Here is a 20,984-nt window from a genome sequence, read left to right as displayed (position 1 = left end):
CTATAACATATATAATCCGGTGATGACTGATGCTCTGCTTGCCTTGCGTGCCCGGCTTGACCGGTTCGGCGTGCTCCTTTCGGGGCTGTGCCTGATCCACTGCCTTGCCGGTGTGTTTCTTGTCGGCATTCTGGGGCTGGGCGGTGGCGTGCTGCTGGACCCCGAAGTGCATCACTGGGGACTGATTCTGGCGCTGATCGTAGGGGCCGCCACCATCGGGCTTGGCGCTTTGCGTCATGGGCGGATGCTGCCGCTGGCAATTGGCGGAACCGGCCTTGCGCTGATGGGCGCGGCAGTGGCGGTGGGCCACGGGGCCGAAGAAGTGGTGCTGACAATGTGCGGTGTGGTGCTGGTGGCAGCCGCCCACATCATCAATATCCGCCACAATAGCTGCGCAGCCTGAAACGCACCTGACGACACCTAGAGCGCCCTTGCGCGTCGCAGGGGCATCGTTAAAGCGGCCTGCATGACCGCAACGCTATCCCTTACCGTCAACGGCGAACCGCGCCGCGCAAACCCCGGATCGATTGCCGATCTGGTGCGCAGCCTCGAACTCGATCCGGCCAAAGTGGCGGTTGAGCGCAATGGTGAAATCGTGCCGCGTTCGACGCTGGCCAATGTGGCCATTGCCGAAGGGGACGTGTTGGAAATCGTGCATTTTGTGGGTGGAGGACAATCGGACGTGAGCGGCAACAACGATACCTGGACCGTCGCGGGCCGCACTTTCACATCCCGCCTGATCGTGGGCACCGGGAAGTACAAGGATTTCGAACAGAACGCGGCTGCTGTGGCGGCATCTGGCGCGGAAATCGTGACGGTGGCGGTGCGCCGGGTGAATGTGTCGGACCCCAAGGCGCCGATGCTGACCGATTATATCGACCCCAAGAAGATCACCTACCTGCCCAACACTGCGGGCTGCTTTACCGCCGACGACGCGATCCGCACCTTGCGGCTGGCGCGCGAGGCGGGCGGCTGGGATCTGGTCAAGCTGGAAGTGCTGGGCGAGGCGCGCACGCTTTATCCCAACATGGTCGAAACCATCCGCGCGACCGAAGTGCTGGCCAAGGAAGGCTTCCTGCCGATGGTCTATTGCGTGGACGATCCGATTGCGGCCAAGCAACTGGAAGATGCAGGCGCGGTGGCGGTGATGCCGCTGGGCGCGCCAATCGGGTCTGGCCTTGGCATTCAGAACAAGGTGACCGTGCGCCTTATTGTCGAAGGGGCCAAGGTTCCGGTGCTGGTCGATGCCGGTGTCGGCACGGCTTCTGAAGCGGCGGTCGCGATGGAACTGGGCTGCGACGGGGTGCTGATGAACACCGCCATTGCCGAGGCGAAAGACCCGATCCGCATGGCCCGCGCAATGAAATACGCCGTTCTGGCCGGGCGCGATGCCTATCTGGCGGGCCGGATGCAGACCCGCAAATATGCCGATCCGTCCAGCCCGCTGGCCGGGTTGATCTGATCCGACACCACCGATGATGCGCCCCCGCGCAGGCGGGGGCCTCAGGCGGTTTGCCGCAGCGTTCCGTCACAACACCGAGGCCCCCGCCTGCGCGGGGGCGCAAGGGTCGTGGATCAGGCTGCTGCTTCCAGCCCTTCTTCGCGCGCCAGCCGTTCGACCAGCCGCTGATAGAGCACGACGCCCTTGTCGAAAGTGGCCGGCATAACGCGGCGGGAAGGATCGAGGTCGATCACCCGCTGCTGCGCTTCGATCATGGTCTTGTCTTCGGCAAAGGCCATTCCCGCCACGCCCATCAGGGTGTCGCGCAAGGCTTCGTCGCCATGGTCGCGGTGCGGTCCCCAACTGAAGAAATAGCGGCTGGTGCTGTCAGTCAGCGCGGTGACCGCCTGACTGGTGAAGGTGACGCCGGTGCGCGGCAGATCGGGCGTGGGTGCGGCATCGTTCAGCATGTCCGCCGTGCCCGCCGCGTATGAAGCGGTCTGCATCAGCAGGATGCCGGGCACATGGTATTCATAGCTGGACCATGCATCCACCAGTTCCCCGCCCCAATGCCCGCGGCTTTGCTCGCGCACCCAGCGTTCGAAACGGACGGCGCGCGGCAATTGCGTAATGCGCGGGCGGGTGGTGGCCCATTCTTCCGTCGCACCGAAGCTGGCTGGATGGACGAAGGCAAGGTGCGTGAAATCGCACAGGTTATCGTGAATCAACTGGGCCTGCGCGGCATAGTCGAGTTGGCCGTGGCCCAGAATGTAATCGGGATCATCCAGCCCGACCGCTTGGGGAATCAGGCTTTCATCCGCCAGTGCCGGATCGCCCAGCCAGACCCAGATCCAGCTATGGCGTTCCACCACGGGATAGGCCCGCACTTTGGCTGCGGCAGGAATGATATCCTGCCCCGGAATTTCAACACAGGCACCATCAGCCGCAAAACGCAGGCCGTGATACATGCAGCGCAGGCTTTCGCCTTCACACCGCCCCAGTGACAAGGGCGCAAGCCGGTGGACGCAACGGTCCTCCAGCGCGACCAGATTGCCGCTTTCGGTTCTGAAAATGACGACGGGATCGTTGGCCATGGTGATGCCGAACGGCTGGCCGACGGCAAGATCCATGGACCAGCATGCGACATGCCAGGAATTGCGAACGTGAATCATCGAGCGGTTCTCCCAAACTGCCCACCCACTTTACTTAACATTGTTAAATTGTCAAACGGCTGTGCATGGCACGACAGCGCGACATATCCATCGACCGGGAATCCATCCTGCGCGCGGCCTTTGCCCTGCTGGAAGATGCGGGGCTGGACGGGCTGACCATGCGCGCGCTGGCAAGCCGCCTGTCGGTGCAGGCCCCCGCGCTTTACTGGCATGTCAAGGACAAGGCCGAACTGACCGGCATGATGGCGCAGGACATATACCAGCGCGGGCGGGCGGGCCTTTCCGATTGCAAGGATGGCAGGGCATGGCTGCTGCAACTGGGCAAGGGGCTGACGCTGGTGCTGGCGGGACACCGTGACGGAGCACGGCTGCTGGCCGTGGCCAATCCGCTGTCCCCGCCGGGAGAGGACAGCGCGCGCGAAATGGCGCAACCGCTGTGCGAACACGGCTTTTCGGTTGCCGATGCCCTGGCTGCGCAAGCGGCGGTATTTTCGCTGACGCTGGGCTGGGCGATCTATCACGAGAACGCGGCCATGGCGCAATTCCTGTCACAGATGTTCGATCTTGACGGCAGTTACACCAAAGGCTTGCGCCTGCTGGTGGACGGCCTTGTGCGCGAAGCGGCAATGCACGCGGCGAAGCTGCCCAATGGCTAAAATGCGCAACATGCCTGCGCCCCCGCGCAGGCGGAGGCATTTGTGTTGTTACGGAGCGCCTGCATAGACCGACCGAGGCCCCCGCCTGCGCGGGGGCGCAAGGTCAGGTTATTTGCAAGCAGATCAGCCCACAATCCCTGCGGCGGCCAGCACGGCCAGCGTCAGGATATCGGGCGCGATCGAGGTCATCGGGGCAATCTGCACCGGCTTTTCCATGCCGATCAGCATCGGACCGATCACGGCATTCCCCGCCAGTTCGCGCAGCAGTTTGGCCGAGATATTGGCCGATTGCAGGCCGGGCATGATGAGCACATTCGCCGGGCCGGACAGGCGGCTGAACGGATAGTTGGCCATGACCTTGGGGTTGAGCGCGGCATCGGGGGCCATTTCGCCTTCATATTCGAAGCCAGGGTTTTCGGCATCGAGAATGGCGACCGCGCCACGGATCGAATCCAGCCAGCGCCCGCCGGGATTGCCGAACGTGGCATAGGACAGAAACGCGACGCGCGGTTCATGGCCCATGCGGCGGGCAACAGCGGCGGTTTCCTTGGCGATATGCGCCAGTTCTTCTGCCGAAGGGCGTTCGTTGACGGTCGTATCGGCCAGAAACACTGTATAGTTCTTGGCCACCATAAGGTGAATGCCGAAGGGCAGATGGCCTGGCTTGGGGTGCAGAACCCGGCGCACTTCCTTCATCGACTGCGCAAACGTGCGGGTCATGCCGGTAATCAGCGCATCGCCATGGCCCAGCGCCACCAGCAGCGAGGCAAAGACGTTGCGGTCCTGATTGACCATGCGCTTCACGTCGCGTTCCAGATAACCGCGACGCTGAAGCTGCTTGTACAGGTATTCCACCATTTCGGGCACCAGCGGCGAAACGGCAGAATTGTGGATTTCATAGGATTCAGGATTGCTGACGCCCAATTCGGTCAGCAGCGCCAGAACCGGCTGGGTACGCCCGACCAGAACCGGGGTGCCGTAGCCGAAATCCTTGAACTGGATGGCGGCGCGCAGCACCACTTCGTTTTCGGCTTCGGCAAAGACCACCCGCTTGGGATTGGCCTTGGCCTGCGCGAAGACGTTGGTAAGAACTGAAGTGGTCGGATTGAGGCGCGCCTTCAGGCTGTTGCGATAGGCGTCGAAATCCTCGATCGGCTTTTGCGCGACACCCGAATCCATCGCGGCCTTGGCCACGGCGGACGACACCACTTCCATCAGGCGCGGATCGAACGGCGCGGGAATGATGTAATCGAGGCCGAAGGTGTGGTTGATGCCATAGGCGGCGGCCACTTCTTCAGGCACCGGTTCGCGCGCAAGCTGGGCAATTGCTTCGGCGGCGGCGATCTTCATTTCTTCGTTGATGGCAGTGGCCCGAACGTCGAGCGCGCCACGGAAGATGAAGGGGAAGCCCAGCACGTTGTTGACCTGATTCGGATAGTCCGAACGGCCAGTGGCGACGACGCAATCGGGACGCACGGCCTTGGCTTCGGGCGGGGTGATTTCCGGGTCCGGGTTGGCCATGGCGAAAATGATCGGCTGGGGGGCCATCTTGGTCACCCAGTCGGATTTCAGAGCACCGGCTGCGGACAGGCCAAGGAAAATATCCGCGCCAACCAGCGCGTCTTCAAGGCTGCGGGCCGACGTATCAATCGCGTGGGCGCTTTTCCACTGGTCCATGCTGGCTTCGCGGCCGCGATAGATTACACCCGAACGATCACACATGGTCACGTTGTCGTGACGCACACCCATGGCCTTGATAAGTTCGGTGCAGGCGATGGCTGCGGCGCCCGCGCCGTTGACCACGACCTTCACGTCTTTCAGATCACGCCCGGTCAGATGGCAGGCGTTGAGCAGGCCAGCGGCGGAGATGATTGCAGTGCCGTGCTGGTCATCGTGCATCACCGGAATCTTCAGGCGTTCTTTCAGCGCCTGTTCGATGATGAAGCATTCGGGCGCCTTGATGTCTTCAAGGTTGATGCCGCCAAAGCTGGGTTCCATCAGCGCGACCGCATCGATGAAGGCCTGCGCGTCTTCGGTGGCGAGTTCGATGTCGATCGAATCGACATCGGCAAAGCGTTTGAACAGGACCGCCTTGCCTTCCATCACCGGCTTGGACGCCAGCGCGCCCAGATTGCCAAGGCCCAGAATGGCAGTGCCGTTGGAAATGACCGCAACCAGGTTGCCCTTGGCGGTATATTCATAGGCGTCGGACGGATTTTCGGCGATGGCGCGGACGGGAACCGCAACGCCAGGAGAATAGGCAAGACTGAGATCGCGCTGCGTCGCCATTGGCTTGGACGCGATGATCTCGATCTTACCGGGGCGGATCGTGTTGTGGTAGAACAGCGCCTCGCGCTCGGTGAAGCGGACGTTGCTTTCCTCGGACATCTGATACCCCGTGATATGGCCGTAGTGCGAGCATCAGGCCCTGTATGACCTTGGCCGCTACGTCAAGGCGGCTAGACGCCGTGATGCCGATACGAAGCTATCGATTATTCAGAAATCTCTTGGCTTCCACGCCGGGAAGCCAAGCGGTCGCACCTTGAACAACAGGCTGCGGCCTTCCTGCCAGACAAGCTGGAGGCGCGGATCGGGACGGCGCGGCAGGCCAGTGTCGATCAACCAGACGTAATCCACCCGTTCAATCGGCGCGAACTGCAGGGCATTGTCGACCGTGCGCCGCCAACCGCCCGCACAGCGCTGCGACCATACGAATTCCGACGGATCGGCGGTGAAATTGCGACCGGGGCGGAAGCGCGGCACGATCATGTGCAGGCCCGGCACGGCCCAGTTATCGTTCACCCATGCCTGCCGATAGAGGCTGGCAAGGCTGGCAAGGTGATCGCGCCGGGTATTGCGCCACGATTCATCAAGGCAGGAATGCTCGACAAACGCCAGCACGCGGCTGCCCGGTTCCACATGGGTCAGCGCCGAAAGCTGTTTGTTGTAATCTTCGGCATAGTCCGAAAAGCTGACCGCGGTAACGGTAAGCCGCACGGCCAGCAGCGCCATGCCTGCAACCGCCACGCCGCGCGCCAGCGAAGGCCAGCGCGCCCCGCTCCAGTCCTGAAGCCCCAGCACCAGCATGAAAGCCACAGGCAGCAGGCGGATATCGACGAAGGATGATCCGTTGATGTCGCTGGGAATGGCGAGGAACAGCAGCAGCACCATCAGCCCCGGCAGACCCTGACGCCAGCGCCAGCGTGCGCCCAGAAACGGGCCTGCCAGCACCAGAAGACACGCGGCGATGGTGGTGGCGCCATCCAGCAGTTTTGACTGATCGCGCAAGGTCAGCACGAAGGACCATGCCTTCTGGTCCCAGCGCCACACGTTCATGCTCTTGACCGGTTCGGGCGAGAAAATCTTCCACAGGGCAATGGTGATGACCGTGGCCAGCAGCGGCCAGCAGGCCTGCCAGAAGCGCAGGCCGATGGCTTTCCAGTCCAGCGTCATCAGCCAGCGGCGGTTGGCAAGATCGCGCCAGCGCCAGCCCTGCGGCAGTTCATCGATCGCGCGGCCCACGGCCCATGATCCCACCAGCAACGCCAGCAACAACCCGCCGATGGCATGGCACAGCATGGCCACCGGTTGCGCCACGATCAGCATGATCGCACGGGCGCGCGGGTTCTTTTCAAGCCACAGCGACGCGCCGAACGCGGTCAGCGACAGCCCGGTGGCAAGGATATAGTTGAGGAAGCCGGTGAGCAGCGGGAAGCTGAACACGAACATCAAAGACCATGCCGCCGCGTGGCCGCCTTTGGCGTTGAGCATGCGGATGGTCCACAGGCAGCCGCCCGCAAACAGGCCGGTGGCCAGAACCGTGCTCCACCACCCGGCGGCCAGAATGCCGAACTGCGCGCCCAGCACCTTCATCAGCACGCCGCCACCGATGTTCAGCGTGAACACCCATTTCCAGGTGAAATACTTTTCCAGCGGGTTGCCGGGTCCAGCAGCCTCAATCGCAGCGGCGCCCATGTGGCCCGGCACGTCGATCAGTGGCGGCACATCGACCAGCGCAAAGGGCAAGCAGACCAGCAGGACGCCAATCAGAATGCCCGGACCCGAAAGCCACGGCAAAGCCCCGGCCCGCGCCCACAGCGCTTTTGCCCCTTCAAGCCAATCCTTGTTGCGGACTTGCGTCAAACCCTTGCACACCTTCCAAAGACCGGTTTCACAAAATCGACTGGCTCAGGCCGCTGATTGGCTCAAGCCCTTGTGGCGAGAGTTGCGGATATCCAGTGTCGATGGTTTGAGAAACACGCGCGTCTGGTCTAGCCACCAGCGCGTGACACCTAATGCCCCAACTCCGATGATGGCGCAATATCTTGCGCTGAAAGAGCAGGCCGCGGACTGCCTGCTGTTCTATCGCATGGGCGATTTCTTCGAGCTGTTTTTCGACGACGCGAAGGTCGCCGCGCAAGTGCTGGACATTGCGCTTACCAGCCGGGGTGAACATGGCGGATCGCCCATCCCCATGTGCGGCGTCCCGGTGCATGCTGCCGAAGGTTACCTTGCCCGGCTGATAAAGGCAGGGTGCCGCGTGGCCATTGCCGAACAGGTGGAAACCCCCGAAGAAGCCAAGAAACGCGGCGGTTCCAAGGCGCTGGTGGCGCGCGATATCGTCCGCTTTGTCACGGCAGGCACGCTGACCGAGGAAGCGCTGCTGGAGCCGCGCCGGGCCAATGTGCTGGCCGCGGTGTGCGAAGTGCGCGGGGCCATCGGCATTGCCGCCTGCGATATTTCAACAGGCCGGATGGAGCTGGAGGAATGCAACGCCGACCAGATGAGCGCGGCTCTGGCCCGGCTGGGCGCGAGCGAAATTGTCGCGCCGGAAAACTGGCCCGACGCACCGTATGACTGCGTACCGCGCCCGAATCGCACCTTTTCCAGCGATGAGGGCGAATCACGGCTGAAGGCGGTGCATGGCGTGACCACGCTGGACGGTTTCGGCCAGTTCAGCCGCACGATGCTGGCCGCTGCCGGAGGTCTGATAACCTATCTGGACCATGTGGGACGCGGTGCGTTGCCGCTGTTGCTGCCCCCGGTTGCGCGCGAAGCGGGCATGCATATGGCGATGGACGAAGCGACTCGCGCCAGTCTGGAAATTCTGATCAGCACCGGCGGCACGCGGCGCGGCAGTCTGGTCGAAGCCATCGACCGCTGCGTGACCGGCGCGGGTGCGCGCCTGCTGGCCGAAGACCTGTCCGCACCGCTGACCGACACCCACGCCATCAACCGGCGGCTGGAACTGGTAAGCTGGTTGCACGACGATCCGCTGCTGCGGGCAGACATTCGCGGCCTGTTGCGCGCCCTGCCCGATGTCGGCCGCGCGCTGGGCCGTGTGGTGGCGGGGCGCGGAAGCCCGCGCGATCTTGGCCAGTTGCGCGATGGCCTGTCCGAGGCGCGTCGTTTGTATAACGTCCTGCACGCCCGTAAGGATCGCCCTGCGCCGCTGGATGCGCTGCTGCCGTCGCTTTCCGGCCACGGCGCGCTGACCGACCTTTACGCCCGCGCGCTGGTGCCCGCGCCGCCCACCGAACGGTCGCAGGGCGGGTTCATTGCCGAAGGGTATGATGCCGGACTGGACGAATTGCGCCGCGTATCGGGAAATGCCCGTCGCGCGATTGCCGCGCTGGAGGCCAAATACCGCGACGATACCGGCATTTCGGCACTGAAAATCCGCCATAACGGCGTGCTGGGATACTTCATCGAAGTGCCCGCGCGCCATGCTGACCGGCTGATGGCACCGGATTCAGGCTTTACCCACCGTCAGACGATGGCAGGCGCAGTACGCTTCAACGCATTGGCGCTGCATGAAGAAGCGGGCCGGATTGCCGAAAGCGGTGGCCATGCACTGGCGGCAGAAGAAGCCCACTTCGAGGATCTGGTCGGCCATGCCGTGCGCGCGAAAGAGGCGATTGCCGCCACCGCCGCCGCACTTGCCCGAATCGATGTGGCGGCGGGGCAGGCTGAGCGCGCTGCCGAAGGTGGCTGGGCGCTGCCGCGGGTAGTTGACGAACCGCGCCTTGAAATCACGGGCGGGCGACATCCGGTGGTGGAAGCTGCACTGGCCGCCAAGGGTGAGCGGTTTGTTTCCAACGACTGCTGCCTGAATACGCACGATCGGCTGTGGCTGGTGGGCGGCCCCAACATGGGCGGTAAATCGACCTTCCTGCGCCAGAATGCGCTGATCGTGCTACTGGCGCAGGCGGGTGGGTTCGTGCCAGCGCAAGGGGCGACCATCGGGCTGGTCGACCGCCTGTTCAGCCGCGTTGGCGCATCGGACAATCTGGCGCGCGGACGGTCGACCTTCATGGTCGAAATGGTCGAGACGGCTGCCATTCTGTCACAGGCGACCGAGCGTAGCTTTGTCATCCTTGACGAAGTGGGGCGCGGCACGTCGACTTATGACGGGCTGGCGCTGGCGTGGGCGGTGGTCGAGGCGGTGCACGGCATCAACCGCAGCCGCTGCCTGTTTGCCACGCATTACCACGAGCTGGCCCGACTGGCCGAAAGCTGCGATTCGCTGTCGCTGCACCATGTCCGCGCGCGGGAATGGAAGGGCGATCTGGTGCTGCTGCATGAACTGGCCGAAGGGCCGGCAGACAAGTCCTATGGCCTTGCCGTGGCACGGCTGGCCGGTGTGCCCGCACCAGTGCTGAAGCGCGCCAAATCGGTGCTGGACAAGCTGGAAAAGGGGCGGGCCGAAACCGGCGGGCTGGCAGCGGGATTGGGCGATCTGCCACTGTTTGCCGCCGCCATCGAAGCGGCTGAGGAGAAGGTCGACGCCCTGCGCGAAAAGCTGAACGGGCTGGATATCGACGCGCTTTCCCCGCGTGAAGCGCTGGACCTGCTGTATCAATTGAAGGCGCAGGCCAATGGGTGATTTACCAATTTCCCAACTCACCGCGCTGGGGAGCCGCCGCGCGCTGTTCATCATGGCAGCCGAACCTGAATATGGCCCGCACCTGCGCGCCCGGTTCACCCCGCTGATAACAGGCATCGGCCCAGTTGAAGCCGCGCTGCACACCGGCATCGCGCTGACCCGGCTGGCAGCGGCGGGGCAAATGCCCGACATGATCGTGTCGGTCGGTTCCGCCGGATCACGCCGTTGCGCACTGGGATCGGTCCACCAGATCGGCAGCGTTTCATGGCGCGATATCGATGCATCGCCGCTGGGCATTGCGCCGGGCGTAGTGCCTTATCTGGATGAACCCGTGGACCTGCCGCTGGAAACCCCGCTGGACCTGCCGATTGCTACGCTGTCCACCGGAGGCGATGTGGTCAGCGGTAATGGCTGGGACGGGATCAGCGCCGACATGGTGGATATGGAAACATATGCGCTGGCTCGCGCCGCGCGCACATTCGGCCTGCCACTGGTGGGCCTGCGCGGCGTGTCAGACGGCCCCGGCGAACTGGCCGGCGCACACGACTGGCACCGGTTGCTGGGCTATCTGGATGAAAAGCTGGCCAAAGCTGTGGACCTGCTGGCGCTGCATTACAGCGCGCATCTGATTTAAACAGCAACCCCTAAAGGCTGAGGAACAGGCCCGCCAAAGCCGCGCTCATCAGGTTCGATAGCGCGCCTGCGGCCAGCGCGCGGATGCCGAGTTTGGCGATGATCGGACGCTGGTTGGGGGCGAGGCCGCCGGTCACCGCCATCTGGATGGCGATGGAGCTGAAATTGGCGAAGCCGCACAGCGCGAAAGTGACCACCGCGATCATGTGCGGCGACATCATCGTATCCTTGCTGAGATCGATAAAGGACACGAATTCGTTAAGCACCAACTTCGTGCCGAAATAGCCGCCAGCGTGGATGGCCTGTGCCCAAGTTTCCGCGCCCAGCAGCCAGAACATCGGCGCAAAGACATAGCCCAGCACCAACTGGAACGACAGTTCGGGGTAGCCGAACCAGCCGCCGATCCAGCCGAGCATTCCGTTAGCAAGCGCGACCAGCGCGACGAACGCCAGCACCATTGCGCCCACGGCGACAGCCAGCTTCACCCCGGTCTGCGCGCCCTGACTGGCGGCCATGATGATGTTGGCTGGGCGTTCTTCCTCGTCGGATGCAAGGCTGGGTTTGACATGCGGGTTGGGCAGCGGCTCACCTTGCGCCACGCCTTCTTCGGGCGCGGGCGGTTCATCCGGCATCATCATCTTTGCCATCAGGATACCGCCGGGGGCTGACATGAAGGCGGCCGCCACCAGATAATCGATGCGGATACCCATGCTGGCATAAGCGGCAAGGATGGTGCCCGCCACGCCTGCCATGCCCACGGTCATCACGCAGAACAACTGGCTGGGGTTGAGAGCAGCCAGATAGGGCCGGATCACCAGCGGCGATTCGCTTTGCCCTACGAAGATATTGCTGGCGGCGCAGAGCGATTCGACCTTGGAAATGCCGGTCACCTTTTCCAGCGCCCCGCCGATCCAGCGGATCACCAGTTGCATCACGCCAAGGTAATAGAGGATCGAGATCAGCGCGGCGAAGAACACGATCACCGGCAGCGCCGAAATGGCAAAGCTGGTGCCGCCGATGGCAGGGTCGGCCAGCGGGCCAAACAGGAACGCCACGCCCGCGCGCGCAAAGCCCAGCAGCCCTTCAACGCCCGCCGCCGCGCCTTGCAGCATGCGGTTACCCAGCGGCACATACAGCACCAGCGCGGCAAAGCCTGCCTGAAGCGCAAAGGCAGCGGCGACCACGCGCAGCCGGATGGCGCGACGGTTGGACGACAGGACAAAGGCGAGCGCGAGGATGAGCAGCATCCCGACGAGACTGGAAACGACAGGCATCGGGGGTGTTCTGGCTCCGCAGATCAGAGATAAACTTGGTTGCAGGCGTATCTATTAGCGAATTGGCGCGGCCTGAAAAGCGCGCTATCGGCCCTTTCATGCAAGAACACGCTCAACCTGCCTCTGCCGTGCCCCGCTCCCTGTTCCTGTTCGCGCTGTTTTATGGCGGAATGGTGACGCTGGGGGGCGTTCTGGGCGCAAAACAGGTGGCACTGGGTCCGCTGGCGGTGGAAGCAGGGATTTTTCCGTTTCTGACGCTGGTGGCCATTTCCAGCGGGATTGCCGAACTGCACGGCAAGGATGTTGCCGACCGGCTGGTGCGTTATGGCTTTCTGCCGCTGGCCTTTGCCATCATGCTGACGCTGTTCGTGCTGAACCTGCCGACCGATCCCGGTATGTATGAACCGGCCAAGGACGCCTTTCCCATCATCCTGGGGCAGTCGTGGCGGATGATGCTGGCCGGGATCATGGCCTATGGCGTGTCGGTTACGCTGAATGTATGGATTTTCAACCGCCTGCGCGGCGTGGCCGGGCGTTTTCTGGCGGTGCGCGGGTTTATTGCCGCAGCGCTTTCGCAGATTGTCGACACCCTTATCTTCATCACCGTATCGTTTGTTGGCGTGCGCCCGATTGCCGCGTTGATGGCCGGGCAGATGCTGGCCAAGGTGGTGCTGTCTGCCGTGCTGGTGCCGCTTATCATCGCGCTGGTACTGAAACTGGGCCGCAAGCTCGATTCTGCGGGCTGAATGCACGAAAACGCTTCATTTTCGGGCACAGAGGCGTAAAGGCGCGCGCAAGATGACACAGAACCACGATCCCGCGATGCTCGCCAAGGCCGAAACGCTGACCGAAGCGCTGCCTTATCTCCAGCGTTATGCCGGCAAGACCTTCGTGGTCAAATACGGCGGCCACGCGATGGGCGATCCCGAACTGGCGCAGGACTTTGCCGAAGACATCGTGCTGTTGAAAGCGGTGGGCATCAACCCTGTGGTGGTCCACGGCGGCGGCCCGCAGATTGGCCGCATGCTGAAGGCGCTGGGCATCGAATCGCAGTTTGTCGACGGACTTCGCGTGACCGACAAGCAGACCGCCGAAGTTGCCGAAATGGTGCTGGCAGGCGCGATCAACAAGGAACTGGTCGGCTGGATCGCACGGGCCGGCGGCAAGGCCATCGGCATTTCGGGCAAGGACGGCGGCATGGTCATCGCCCGCAAGGTCCAGTCGAAGAAAGCGCCCAAGGCCATTTCCGACGAAAGCGGTGAAGCGCTGGTGGTGGATCTGGGCTTTGTCGGAGAACCTGCGCGCATCGACACGACCGTGATCGACACCATCTGCAAGGCCGGGATGATTCCGGTGATCGCCCCCATTGGCGTGGGCGAAGATGGCGAAACCTACAACATCAACGCCGACACCATGGCGGGCGCGATTGCGGCAGAACTGGGCGCAGCGCGGCTGTTCCTGCTGACCGACGTTCCGGGCGTGCTGGACAAGGACAAGAATCTGCTGACCGACCTGCGCCCGGCTGACATCAAGCGGCTGGCCGAAGACGGCACAATCAGCGGCGGCATGATCCCCAAGCTGGAAACCTGCGTCCATGCAGTGGAAGCCGGTTGCGAGGCGACGGTGGTGCTGGATGGCCGGGTGCCACACGCCATGCTGCTGGAAATCTTTACCGCCCAGGGCGCAGGCACCCTTATCCGCGCGTAAAATCGTGTAAATTGTGGAACTTGTCGAAGGGCTGCGCGTCCCTATGGCATGATCCGCACATGCCTTTCCTCTGCGCTGGCCGCTGCCTTGGTCCTAAACCTTGGCGCTTGTCAGAAAGGACCTGCTGCGCCCAGCGCCGAGGCAGAAGCACTGGCCGGACCAGAAGCGACCTTTGCCACCATAGACCCAGCCGCACAGCCATCCATGGCGCTGACCGACGTGGTGGAGGCGGGCGAGCCTTCCTTTGCCAGCGATCCCGTTGAAGCGCTTGACGCTTTTGCATCGGCCATCGAAGCGCGGGACTGGAAAGCGGTGCGCGCGTTCTGGGGCGATCACGGCGCGCGCAGCGGCATGGACGAGGCCGCATTTGCCGCAAAGTGGAGCGATCTGATGGCGCCTCAGGTGACCATCGGCCCCGGCCAGCAGGAAGGCGCGGCGGGTTCGCTGTTCTACACTGCGCCTGTCACCATCATTGATGGCAAGCGCGCGATCCAGGGCAAGGTGGTGATCCGCCGGGTTAATGGCGTGGATGGGGCAACGCCAGAACAACTGCGCTGGCACATCGAAAGCACGACACTGCCCTTGCCAAAATAGTATGTAAAACATACAAAAATGTGCGTCACAGCCAATCGGGCGGATGCAGGACCACTTGTGGCCTTGGGAGAGGGTCGGCTAGGAGCGTGTTTCCTGCTGGCCAAGAAAGTCGCGCCTATGTTCCTCTACACGCTGATCGCCATGGTAAATTATCTGGTCAACATCATCGTGATTGTGGTGATCGTCCAGTTCGTGCTGAGCCTGCTGATCGCCTTCAACGTGGTGAACATGCAGAATAATGCCGTGGCCGCGATCTGGAAGGCGCTGAACGCCATTCTGGAGCCGCTGCTGCGCCCCATTCGCCGGATCATGCCCGATACTGGCGCGATCGATTTTTCGCCGATGGTGCTGATCGTCGGCCTGAACCTGCTGACGATCCTGCTGAGCGGCCTTGCCGCATCAGGTATCTGACACATAATTTACCGGGACAGGACCAATCCATGACTGCTGCCGTGATTGACGGAAAGGCCTTTGCTGCAACTTTGCGCGGTAAAGTGGGCGAACTTGCCGCTGCATTCGAAGCGCAGGCGGGGCGCAAGGCGGGCCTTGCCGTGGTACTGGTGGGCGAAGATCCGGCCAGCCAGGTCTACGTCCGTTCCAAGGGCAAGAGCACCGTGGAAGCGGGCATGAACAGCTTTGAACACAAGCTGCCCGCCGACACCGCCGAGGCGGACCTGCTGGCGGTGGTGGAAAAGCTGAATGCCGATCCCTCAGTGGACGGCATTCTGGTGCAGCTGCCCCTGCCCCGCCACATGGATGAGCAGAAAGTCATCGCCGCAATCAACCCGGACAAGGACGTGGATGGCTTTCACGTCACCAATGCGGGCCGTCTTGCCGTGGGCCAGCCGGGGTTCGTGCCCTGCACCCCGCTGGGCTGCCTGATGCTGCTGAAGGACCGTCTGGGCGATCTTTCCGGGCTGGCCGCAGTGGTCATTGGCCGGTCAAACATCGTGGGCAAACCCATGGCGCAACTGCTTATCGCGGAAAGCTGCACGGTGACGGTGGCGCACAGTCGGACAAAGAATCTGGCGCAAGTGGTAGGTCGCGCCGATATCGTGGTGGCCGCCGTGGGCCGCCCGGAAATGGTCAAGGGCGACTGGATCAAGCCCGGCGCGACAGTGATCGACGTGGGCATCAACCGCGTGACAGGCGCGACAGAAGGCAAGACGAAGCTGGTGGGCGACGTGGACTATGCTTCTGCCGCCGCCGTCGCTTCGGCCATCACTCCGGTTCCCGGCGGAGTTGGCCCGATGACCATCGCGGTGCTGCTGCGCAACACGCTGGTTGCCGCCTATCGCAACGAAGCGCTGACGCTGGCCGACGACGCGATCTGACATCGCCTGATCTTCCGTAGAACTTTCGCCATTCCCGTGCAGACGGGAATAACGAAGTGTTTGTGCGCGGGGTGGGCAGCGTCACACGCTTGGGTTAGACAGGCGTCATGAAGCGCGTGATCCCCCTGATCCTTCTGGCAACTGCCGTTCCTTCCTTTGCCCAGCCCGCCCCACGGCCAGACGCGGGGGAAGGGCCGGGCCGTCCGCAGCGCGCCTATGCCAATCCATCGGCGCTGATTGCTGCCGACATCGCTTTTGCCCGGCTGGCACGCGAAAAGGGGCAATGGACCGCCTTTCGTGAAATGGCAGACGATGCGGCCGAAATATTCGAACCTGCCCGCGCGCTGGCCAAGACCGCGCTGAAAGACCGGGCCGATCCGCCTGTTCCGGTGCAATGGGCCACGCGCGCGGCATGGATAAGCTGCGATGGCAGCGCGGGTCTGACCTATGGCGGATGGACCGGGGCAACCGGGGGCAACGGTGAATACGTAACCGTGTGGCAGAGCCAGACGAAAGGCAAACTGCCTTGGAAATGGCTGCTGGATGATGGGGGCGCACTGGCGCAACCCCTGCCCCAAGCCGATTGGGCCGAAGGCAAGGTTGCCGATTGCCTTGCCCGGCGCGGACCTGACGGGAAACCGGAAGACGCGCCAGATGGTGCGATGCGTCCCGGCGCCAGGCCCGAAAAGCGCAAGGCTGGCGATCTACCACCGCTGCGCCCGCTAGCCGGGCCAATTCCCCCATCCGATGCTCCTGCCGACGCGGACAGCAAGCAGGGCCAGTCACGCGACGGTACGCTGGCATGGCGATCAACTGTAATGCCCGATGGTAGCCGCCGCTTTACTGCGTGGATTTGGAAAGACGGCGCAATGCGCGAAGTGGTGGCGCGCACGTTCCGTCCAGATGGAGCCTGAGGCGATGTGGCAGCTTTTCATCTCCGCCTTCGTCACCCTGTTCGTGGTGATCGATCCGCCCGGCTGTGCGCCGATCTATGCCGGACTTACCGCCAATGCCAGCGCCAAACAGGCGTTCAGCATGGCCCTGCGCGCCTGCCTGATCGCCACCGGCATCCTGCTGGTGTTCGCACTGTGTGGCGAAGATCTGCTGGGCGCGCTGCACATCGAACTGGACAGTTTCCGCATTGCTGGCGGGATCATGCTGTTCCTGATCGCGCTGGACATGGTGTTCGAAAAGCGCACCGAACGGCGGGAAGAACGCGCTGAAAAGGTGCGCACGGCCCAGCCCCATGTCGAAGACGTCTCGGTCTTTCCCATGGCCATGCCGATGCTGGCAGGCCCCGGATCGATCGCATCGGTCATGCTGCTGACGGCGCGCGCCAATGGCAATCAGGAAACCCTGGTCATCCTTGGCGCGCTGGGCGTGGTCATGGTGTTGAGCTTCCTTGCCCTGATCGCCGCGCGCCCGATCATCCGCGCGCTGGGATCGCAAGTGGAGGCAGTGATTACCCGCCTGCTGGGCGTGCTGCTGGCGGCGCTGGCGGCGCAATTCGTGATCGACGGGATTCAGGCGCAGTTCTGAACGGCAAAAATGTTCGTGAAACGGCTGCTCAATCCAGCGCCAGCACCACCACCGCCTTGGCCGGAACGTCGATGGTCAGGCCATCGCCTGTAATCCGCGCGCCATCGAAGCGGACAGGATGCACCTGTTCGGGCTGGCCCGGCAGGTTGTGGGCATCACGCTTTGCCGCAGTCAACACCTCGCCGCTGACCTTGCGGGCGCGCAGGCCATCCAGCCGCACCGACAGGCGATAGCCCTTGTCCGCATCGGCATTGGCCACCGCAACGTGAATGCGCCCATCCTTGCCCTTGGCCGCGCTGGCGGTGAAGGCTGGGAAGCTGTCCGTGCCGGATTGCAGCAAGGGCGCCTGCACATCCAGCGGCAGCGACTGTGCATCCTGAAACGGCATATAGAGCCGGAAGACGTGGTAGGTGGGGGTCAGCGCCATCTTTGCGCCATCGGTCAGGATCATCGCCTGAAGCACGTTCACCGCCTGCGCGATGTTGGCCATGCGCACGCGGTCGGCATGGGCGTGAAAGATGTTCAGCGTCATCGCCGCGACCAGCGCATCGCGCAAGGTGTTCTGCTGATAGAGGAAGCCCGGTTCCGTGCCCGGTTCGGGCGCATACCAGGTGCCCCATTCATCCACGTACAGACCAATGCGCTTTTGCGGATCGTGGCGGTCCATCACCGCTTCGTGCGCGCGCAACACGCCATCCATGCGTGATGCCTGATACAGGATGTGGTTCCAGTGTTCCGCCGGAAATCCGGTGGCGGTGGCTTCGTTGCGGCTGTCCCACTTGCCGTCGAATACGGTGTAATAGTGCAGCGAAATGGCATCCATCATCGGCCCTGCGCTTTTCAGCACCGTGTCCATCCAAGCCGTATCGTCGTTGTTGGGGCCGGATGCCACGCGCAGCGCCGCATTGTCGTTGTGCATGTGAAAGGTGGCGCCATTGCGGTGCATGAACGTGGCGAAGCGGCGGTATTCGTTGGCGAAATATTCCGGCGTCTGCGCCCCGCCACAGCCCCATGCCTCATTGCCTATGCCGACGAAGCCCAGCTTCCACGGCTTTTGCCGCCCGTTGGCGCGGCGCTGATCGGCGATAGTATCGTTTGCGGATGACGTAATGTAATCCAACCATTCGCGCATTTCCGATGGCGTGCTGGTCGCCATGTTGATCGCGATGTAAGAATCGGCCCCGATCTGGTCGAGGAAGTCGAAATATTCGTGGGTGCCAAAGGCGTTGCTTTCCAGCCCACCCCACCAGTCGTTCTTGCGCATTGGGCGTTGGGCGCGCGGGCCAATGCCATCGCGCCAGTGATAGATATCGGCAAAGCAGCCGCCCGGCCAGCGCACCACCGGGACTTTCACCGCTTTCAACGCAGCGGCCACATCGTTGCGGATGCCGCGCGTGTTGGGAACGGGACTGTCCGGGCCAACCCAGATGCCATCATAGACGCTGCCGCCCAGATGTTCGGCAAACTGGCCCTGAATGTTACGCGACAGCACCGGTCCCGGCTTGTCGGCATGAAGCACGGCGGCGATTCCGTTGTTTGCCGGTTTGGCATGGGCCATGCCCCCAAACCCAAGCGCCACCGCGCTGACCATGCACAGTGCCGATTTCCAGCCCACCCTCATTCTCCCGACATCTGCATTGTTCCAGGCTATGTCGCCAAGATTGGACAGCGATGTCAATCAGGGGAAAGAAGAGGAGAAGCCTGCGAAGGAGACGCCCGGCTTATTGCAGGGTAACCCGGCCTTCATCGTCCGAATCGCGTCGACCGAAAAACTGCATCAGTTGCACCAGCAGTTCGCAGCGGGTGGCCAGCGTGTCTGCTTCCAGCAAGGCCTGTTTAGCGGCAGCATCGAACGGGGCAATTTGCGATACGCCATTGATGAGCGACATGTCGTCCAGCCGCCTGACCGAATCCCAATCCACGGCGTAGCCTTGCGCATCGGCAAATTTGCGCGATTCACGTTCAAATGACGCACGTTCGACCGCGCTTAGCGCTTCGTTCATGTCATCGACCAGCAATTCGGCCTCGACCTGTCGGAACGGCGTGGTCACTTCCAGTTCGCGAATCACCCGGAAGCGCGCGATGCCTTCAAGGATAAGATTATAGCGCCCATCTTCCAGCGCCTCGACATCGGCAATCTTGCCAACACAGCCCACCTTGAACAGGGGCGCGCCATCAGCCGCGCTTTGCGGCTGGATCATCGCGATGCGCCGATCACGCGCCAGCGAATCGCTGACCATGGCGCGATAACGCGGCTCGAAAATATGCAGTGGCAATTGCAGGCCGGGATAAAGCACCGCGCCTGCCAGCGGAAAGATGGAAAGGCGCGCAGAGGTGATGTTCGCGCCCATCGCGGTCAACCGAACAGCACGGTGGAAAGTTTGCGGCGCGTGGCCGAAACCCACGGATCTTCAAGACCGATAGCCTCGAAAATCTGCAGCAGGCGTGCCTTGGCCGCGCCCTCATTCCATTCACGATCCGCCGCGATCATCGCCAGCAGCTTTGCCGCGGCTTCATCGCGCTGGCCACCGGCATAAAGCGCGTTGGCGAAGGCAAGCTGCGCTTCCATGTCGGCGGGGCGTTCCGCCGCAGCCGCTCGCAAGGCAGCCAGTTCGCCTTCTTCCGGGGCATCTTCAGCCAGCGCCAGCGCCGACCGGGCTTGCGCGAACACCGGGTCTGCCGCCAGCTTGGGGTCCAGCGAATCAAGAACCGCCTGCGCTTCATCCTTCTGGCCTGCCAGAATCAGCGCGCGTACCAGCCCGGCGTGAGCCTGCGCATTATCGGGCGCGATTTCCGCGATCTGGGCAAAGATGGCTGCGGCGCGTTCGCCATCGCCTTCGGCAAGGACATCCTCACCCATTGCCAGAAGCGGGGTCACGTCTTCTTTTGCCTCGCCCGCCTGCACCGGAACTTTGGCCAGAATCTGGTCGATATATTGCTTCAACTGCGATTCGGTGCGCGCCTGCGTCAGATCCGCCACAGGCTGGCCCTGAAACATCGCATAGACGGTGGGGATCGACCGCACCTGGAACTGCGCGGCAATGAACTGTTCCTCATCGACATTGACCTTGGCCAGCACCACGCCCTTGTCGGCATATTCGGCGGCGACCTTTTCCAGCACCGGCGTCAGCGCTTTGCACGGCCCGCACCATTCCGCCCAGAAATCGAGAATGACCAGCTTGGTCATTGATGGTTCGACCACATCCTTGCGGAAACGATCGACCGCTTTCTGTTCGTCTAGGTTAAGCCCCATGCTGGCCAAGGTGCATCTCCGGTAGGTTTCAGTCGGTTTCAGGTATGGCTCACCATGTGGGAACCGCCACCCATTCGGCAAGGGCAAACGGGCTTTTTGCAAAGAGTTCGCTCAACATGCATTTTTGGTGTTGCGCTATTACCGAGTCGCCGTTAGAGGCCCCTTCACCCCAGCCGGACGGGGCATTTTCCGACCGGCCAGAAACGCACGAGCGGGCGTAGCTCAGGGGTAGAGCACAACCTTGCCAAGGTTGGGGTCGAGGGTTCGAATCCCTTCGCCCGCTCCAGTTTTCCTCGGAAAACTAGATATTTGCGTTTCTACTGAAGTCGGTGGCGCTTGGGGACAATAGCTCTCCAATCACCTGCATCTTCCATAATTATTCTATTTTCACGCAGCACCCAGCTGTTGCTGATGAAACTGCTTTCGCGCCGCGCCTTTGCTGAAAGGCCCGTTGCCCCCTCTCCATTGAAGAGGAGGCGTGCAGGCAGGCGGGCG

General features: G+C 62.8%; 19 protein-coding genes and 1 tRNA gene. 13 read left to right on the top strand and 7 right to left on the bottom strand.

The window, feature by feature from the left end:
• The first annotated feature begins 22 nt into the window (after window positions 1-22).
• Both OVA07_RS06190 and thiS read left to right on the top strand, forming a co-directional pair.
• On the top strand, window positions 23-403 hold the full coding sequence (locus tag OVA07_RS06190; protein ID WP_268170596.1) for a MerC domain-containing protein: 381 nt from the start codon (window positions 23-25) through the stop codon (window positions 401-403).
• A 63-nt stretch (window positions 404-466) separates the two neighbouring features.
• On the top strand, window positions 467-1,462 hold the full coding sequence (thiS, locus tag OVA07_RS06185) for a sulfur carrier protein ThiS (RefSeq protein ID WP_268170594.1): 996 nt from the start codon (window positions 467-469) through the stop codon (window positions 1,460-1,462).
• 113 nt (window positions 1,463-1,575) lie between these two features.
• On the opposite strand, the gene OVA07_RS06180 is transcribed toward thiS, so the two are convergent.
• A complete protein-coding gene (locus OVA07_RS06180; protein ID WP_268170593.1) occupies window positions 1,576-2,613 on the bottom strand; it encodes an aromatic ring-hydroxylating dioxygenase subunit alpha in 1,038 nt (345 codons plus the stop codon).
• A gap of 65 nt (window positions 2,614-2,678) precedes the next feature.
• Between OVA07_RS06180 and OVA07_RS06175 the strand changes: the two genes are divergently transcribed.
• Window positions 2,679-3,269: a TetR family transcriptional regulator gene (locus tag OVA07_RS06175; RefSeq protein WP_268170591.1), complete on the top strand. Its 591-nt coding sequence runs from the start codon at window positions 2,679-2,681 to the stop codon at window positions 3,267-3,269.
• Window positions 3,270-3,392: 123 nt separating this feature from the next.
• On the opposite strand, the gene OVA07_RS06170 is transcribed toward OVA07_RS06175, so the two are convergent.
• Both OVA07_RS06170 and OVA07_RS06165 read right to left on the bottom strand, forming a co-directional pair.
• Window positions 3,393-5,657 (bottom strand): NADP-dependent malic enzyme, encoded by a 2,265-nt coding sequence (locus OVA07_RS06170; protein ID WP_268170590.1) that lies wholly within the window; start codon window positions 5,655-5,657, stop codon window positions 3,393-3,395.
• A 108-nt stretch (window positions 5,658-5,765) separates the two neighbouring features.
• Window positions 5,766-7,412, bottom strand: coding sequence for a hypothetical protein (locus OVA07_RS06165; RefSeq protein ID WP_268170589.1), 1,647 nt, complete (start codon window positions 7,410-7,412; stop codon window positions 5,766-5,768).
• 166 nt (window positions 7,413-7,578) lie between these two features.
• Here OVA07_RS06165 and mutS point away from each other — a divergent pair, with 166 nt between their 5' ends.
• Both mutS and OVA07_RS06155 read left to right on the top strand, forming a co-directional pair.
• On the top strand, window positions 7,579-10,155 hold the full coding sequence (gene mutS / locus OVA07_RS06160; RefSeq protein WP_268172629.1) for a DNA mismatch repair protein MutS: 2,577 nt from the start codon (window positions 7,579-7,581) through the stop codon (window positions 10,153-10,155).
• Window positions 10,148-10,789 carry a 5'-methylthioadenosine/S-adenosylhomocysteine nucleosidase gene (locus tag OVA07_RS06155; protein WP_268170588.1) on the top strand — a complete coding sequence of 214 codons (642 nt, stop codon included), beginning with the start codon at window positions 10,148-10,150 and terminating at the stop codon, window positions 10,787-10,789. Before mutS ends, OVA07_RS06155 begins: the two co-directional genes overlap by 8 nt.
• Before the next feature lie 10 nt (window positions 10,790-10,799).
• Here the strand turns inward: OVA07_RS06155 and OVA07_RS06150 are convergent, their stop codons facing one another.
• A complete protein-coding gene (locus tag OVA07_RS06150; protein WP_268170587.1) occupies window positions 10,800-12,062 on the bottom strand; it encodes a NupC/NupG family nucleoside CNT transporter in 1,263 nt (420 codons plus the stop codon).
• 98 nt (window positions 12,063-12,160) lie between these two features.
• On the opposite strand from OVA07_RS06150, the gene OVA07_RS06145 reads away from it, so the two are divergent.
• The 7 genes from OVA07_RS06145 to OVA07_RS06115 all read left to right on the top strand — a co-directional run bounded on the left by OVA07_RS06145 (window position 12,161) and on the right by OVA07_RS06115 (window position 17,236).
• On the top strand, window positions 12,161-12,808 hold the full coding sequence (locus OVA07_RS06145) for a queuosine precursor transporter (protein WP_268170586.1): 648 nt from the start codon (window positions 12,161-12,163) through the stop codon (window positions 12,806-12,808).
• Between the two features lie 52 nt (window positions 12,809-12,860).
• On the top strand, window positions 12,861-13,769 hold the full coding sequence (gene argB / locus OVA07_RS06140; RefSeq protein WP_268170585.1) for an acetylglutamate kinase: 909 nt from the start codon (window positions 12,861-12,863) through the stop codon (window positions 13,767-13,769).
• Between the two features lie 48 nt (window positions 13,770-13,817).
• Entirely contained in the window at window positions 13,818-14,363 is a 546-nt protein-coding gene (locus OVA07_RS06135; protein WP_268170584.1) for a hypothetical protein, read from the top strand.
• Between the two features lie 117 nt (window positions 14,364-14,480).
• Window positions 14,481-14,774: a YggT family protein gene (locus tag OVA07_RS06130; RefSeq protein ID WP_268170583.1), complete on the top strand. Its 294-nt coding sequence runs from the start codon at window positions 14,481-14,483 to the stop codon at window positions 14,772-14,774.
• Window positions 14,775-14,803: 29 nt separating this feature from the next.
• Complete coding sequence (gene folD, locus OVA07_RS06125) at window positions 14,804-15,697, top strand: bifunctional methylenetetrahydrofolate dehydrogenase/methenyltetrahydrofolate cyclohydrolase FolD (RefSeq protein ID WP_268170582.1); 894 nt, start codon at window positions 14,804-14,806, stop codon at window positions 15,695-15,697.
• 107 nt (window positions 15,698-15,804) lie between these two features.
• Entirely contained in the window at window positions 15,805-16,611 is an 807-nt protein-coding gene (locus tag OVA07_RS06120) for a hypothetical protein (RefSeq protein ID WP_268170581.1), read from the top strand.
• Between the two features lie 4 nt (window positions 16,612-16,615).
• A complete protein-coding gene (locus OVA07_RS06115; RefSeq protein WP_268170580.1) occupies window positions 16,616-17,236 on the top strand; it encodes a MarC family protein in 621 nt (206 codons plus the stop codon).
• A gap of 28 nt (window positions 17,237-17,264) precedes the next feature.
• On the opposite strand, the gene OVA07_RS06110 is transcribed toward OVA07_RS06115, so the two are convergent.
• From OVA07_RS06110 to OVA07_RS06100, 3 genes are all read right to left on the bottom strand, one after another.
• Complete coding sequence (locus OVA07_RS06110; protein ID WP_442789622.1) at window positions 17,265-18,857, bottom strand: alpha-N-arabinofuranosidase; 1,593 nt, start codon at window positions 18,855-18,857, stop codon at window positions 17,265-17,267.
• A gap of 100 nt (window positions 18,858-18,957) precedes the next feature.
• A complete protein-coding gene (locus tag OVA07_RS06105; protein ID WP_268170578.1) occupies window positions 18,958-19,587 on the bottom strand; it encodes an LON peptidase substrate-binding domain-containing protein in 630 nt (209 codons plus the stop codon).
• Window positions 19,588-19,592: 5 nt separating this feature from the next.
• A complete protein-coding gene (locus OVA07_RS06100) occupies window positions 19,593-20,489 on the bottom strand; it encodes a tetratricopeptide repeat protein (protein ID WP_268172628.1) in 897 nt (298 codons plus the stop codon).
• Window positions 20,490-20,700: 211 nt separating this feature from the next.
• Between OVA07_RS06100 and OVA07_RS06095 the strand changes: the two genes are divergently transcribed.
• A tRNA-Gly gene (locus OVA07_RS06095) sits at window positions 20,701-20,775 on the top strand.
• Window positions 20,776-20,984 lie beyond the last annotated feature (209 nt).

The organism is Novosphingobium sp. SL115, assembly GCF_026672515.1.
Taxonomy (GTDB): Bacteria; Pseudomonadota; Alphaproteobacteria; order Sphingomonadales; family Sphingomonadaceae; genus Novosphingobium.
Note: the sequence above shows the minus strand (reverse complement) of the source record. Positions and strands in the feature narration are given on the sequence as shown.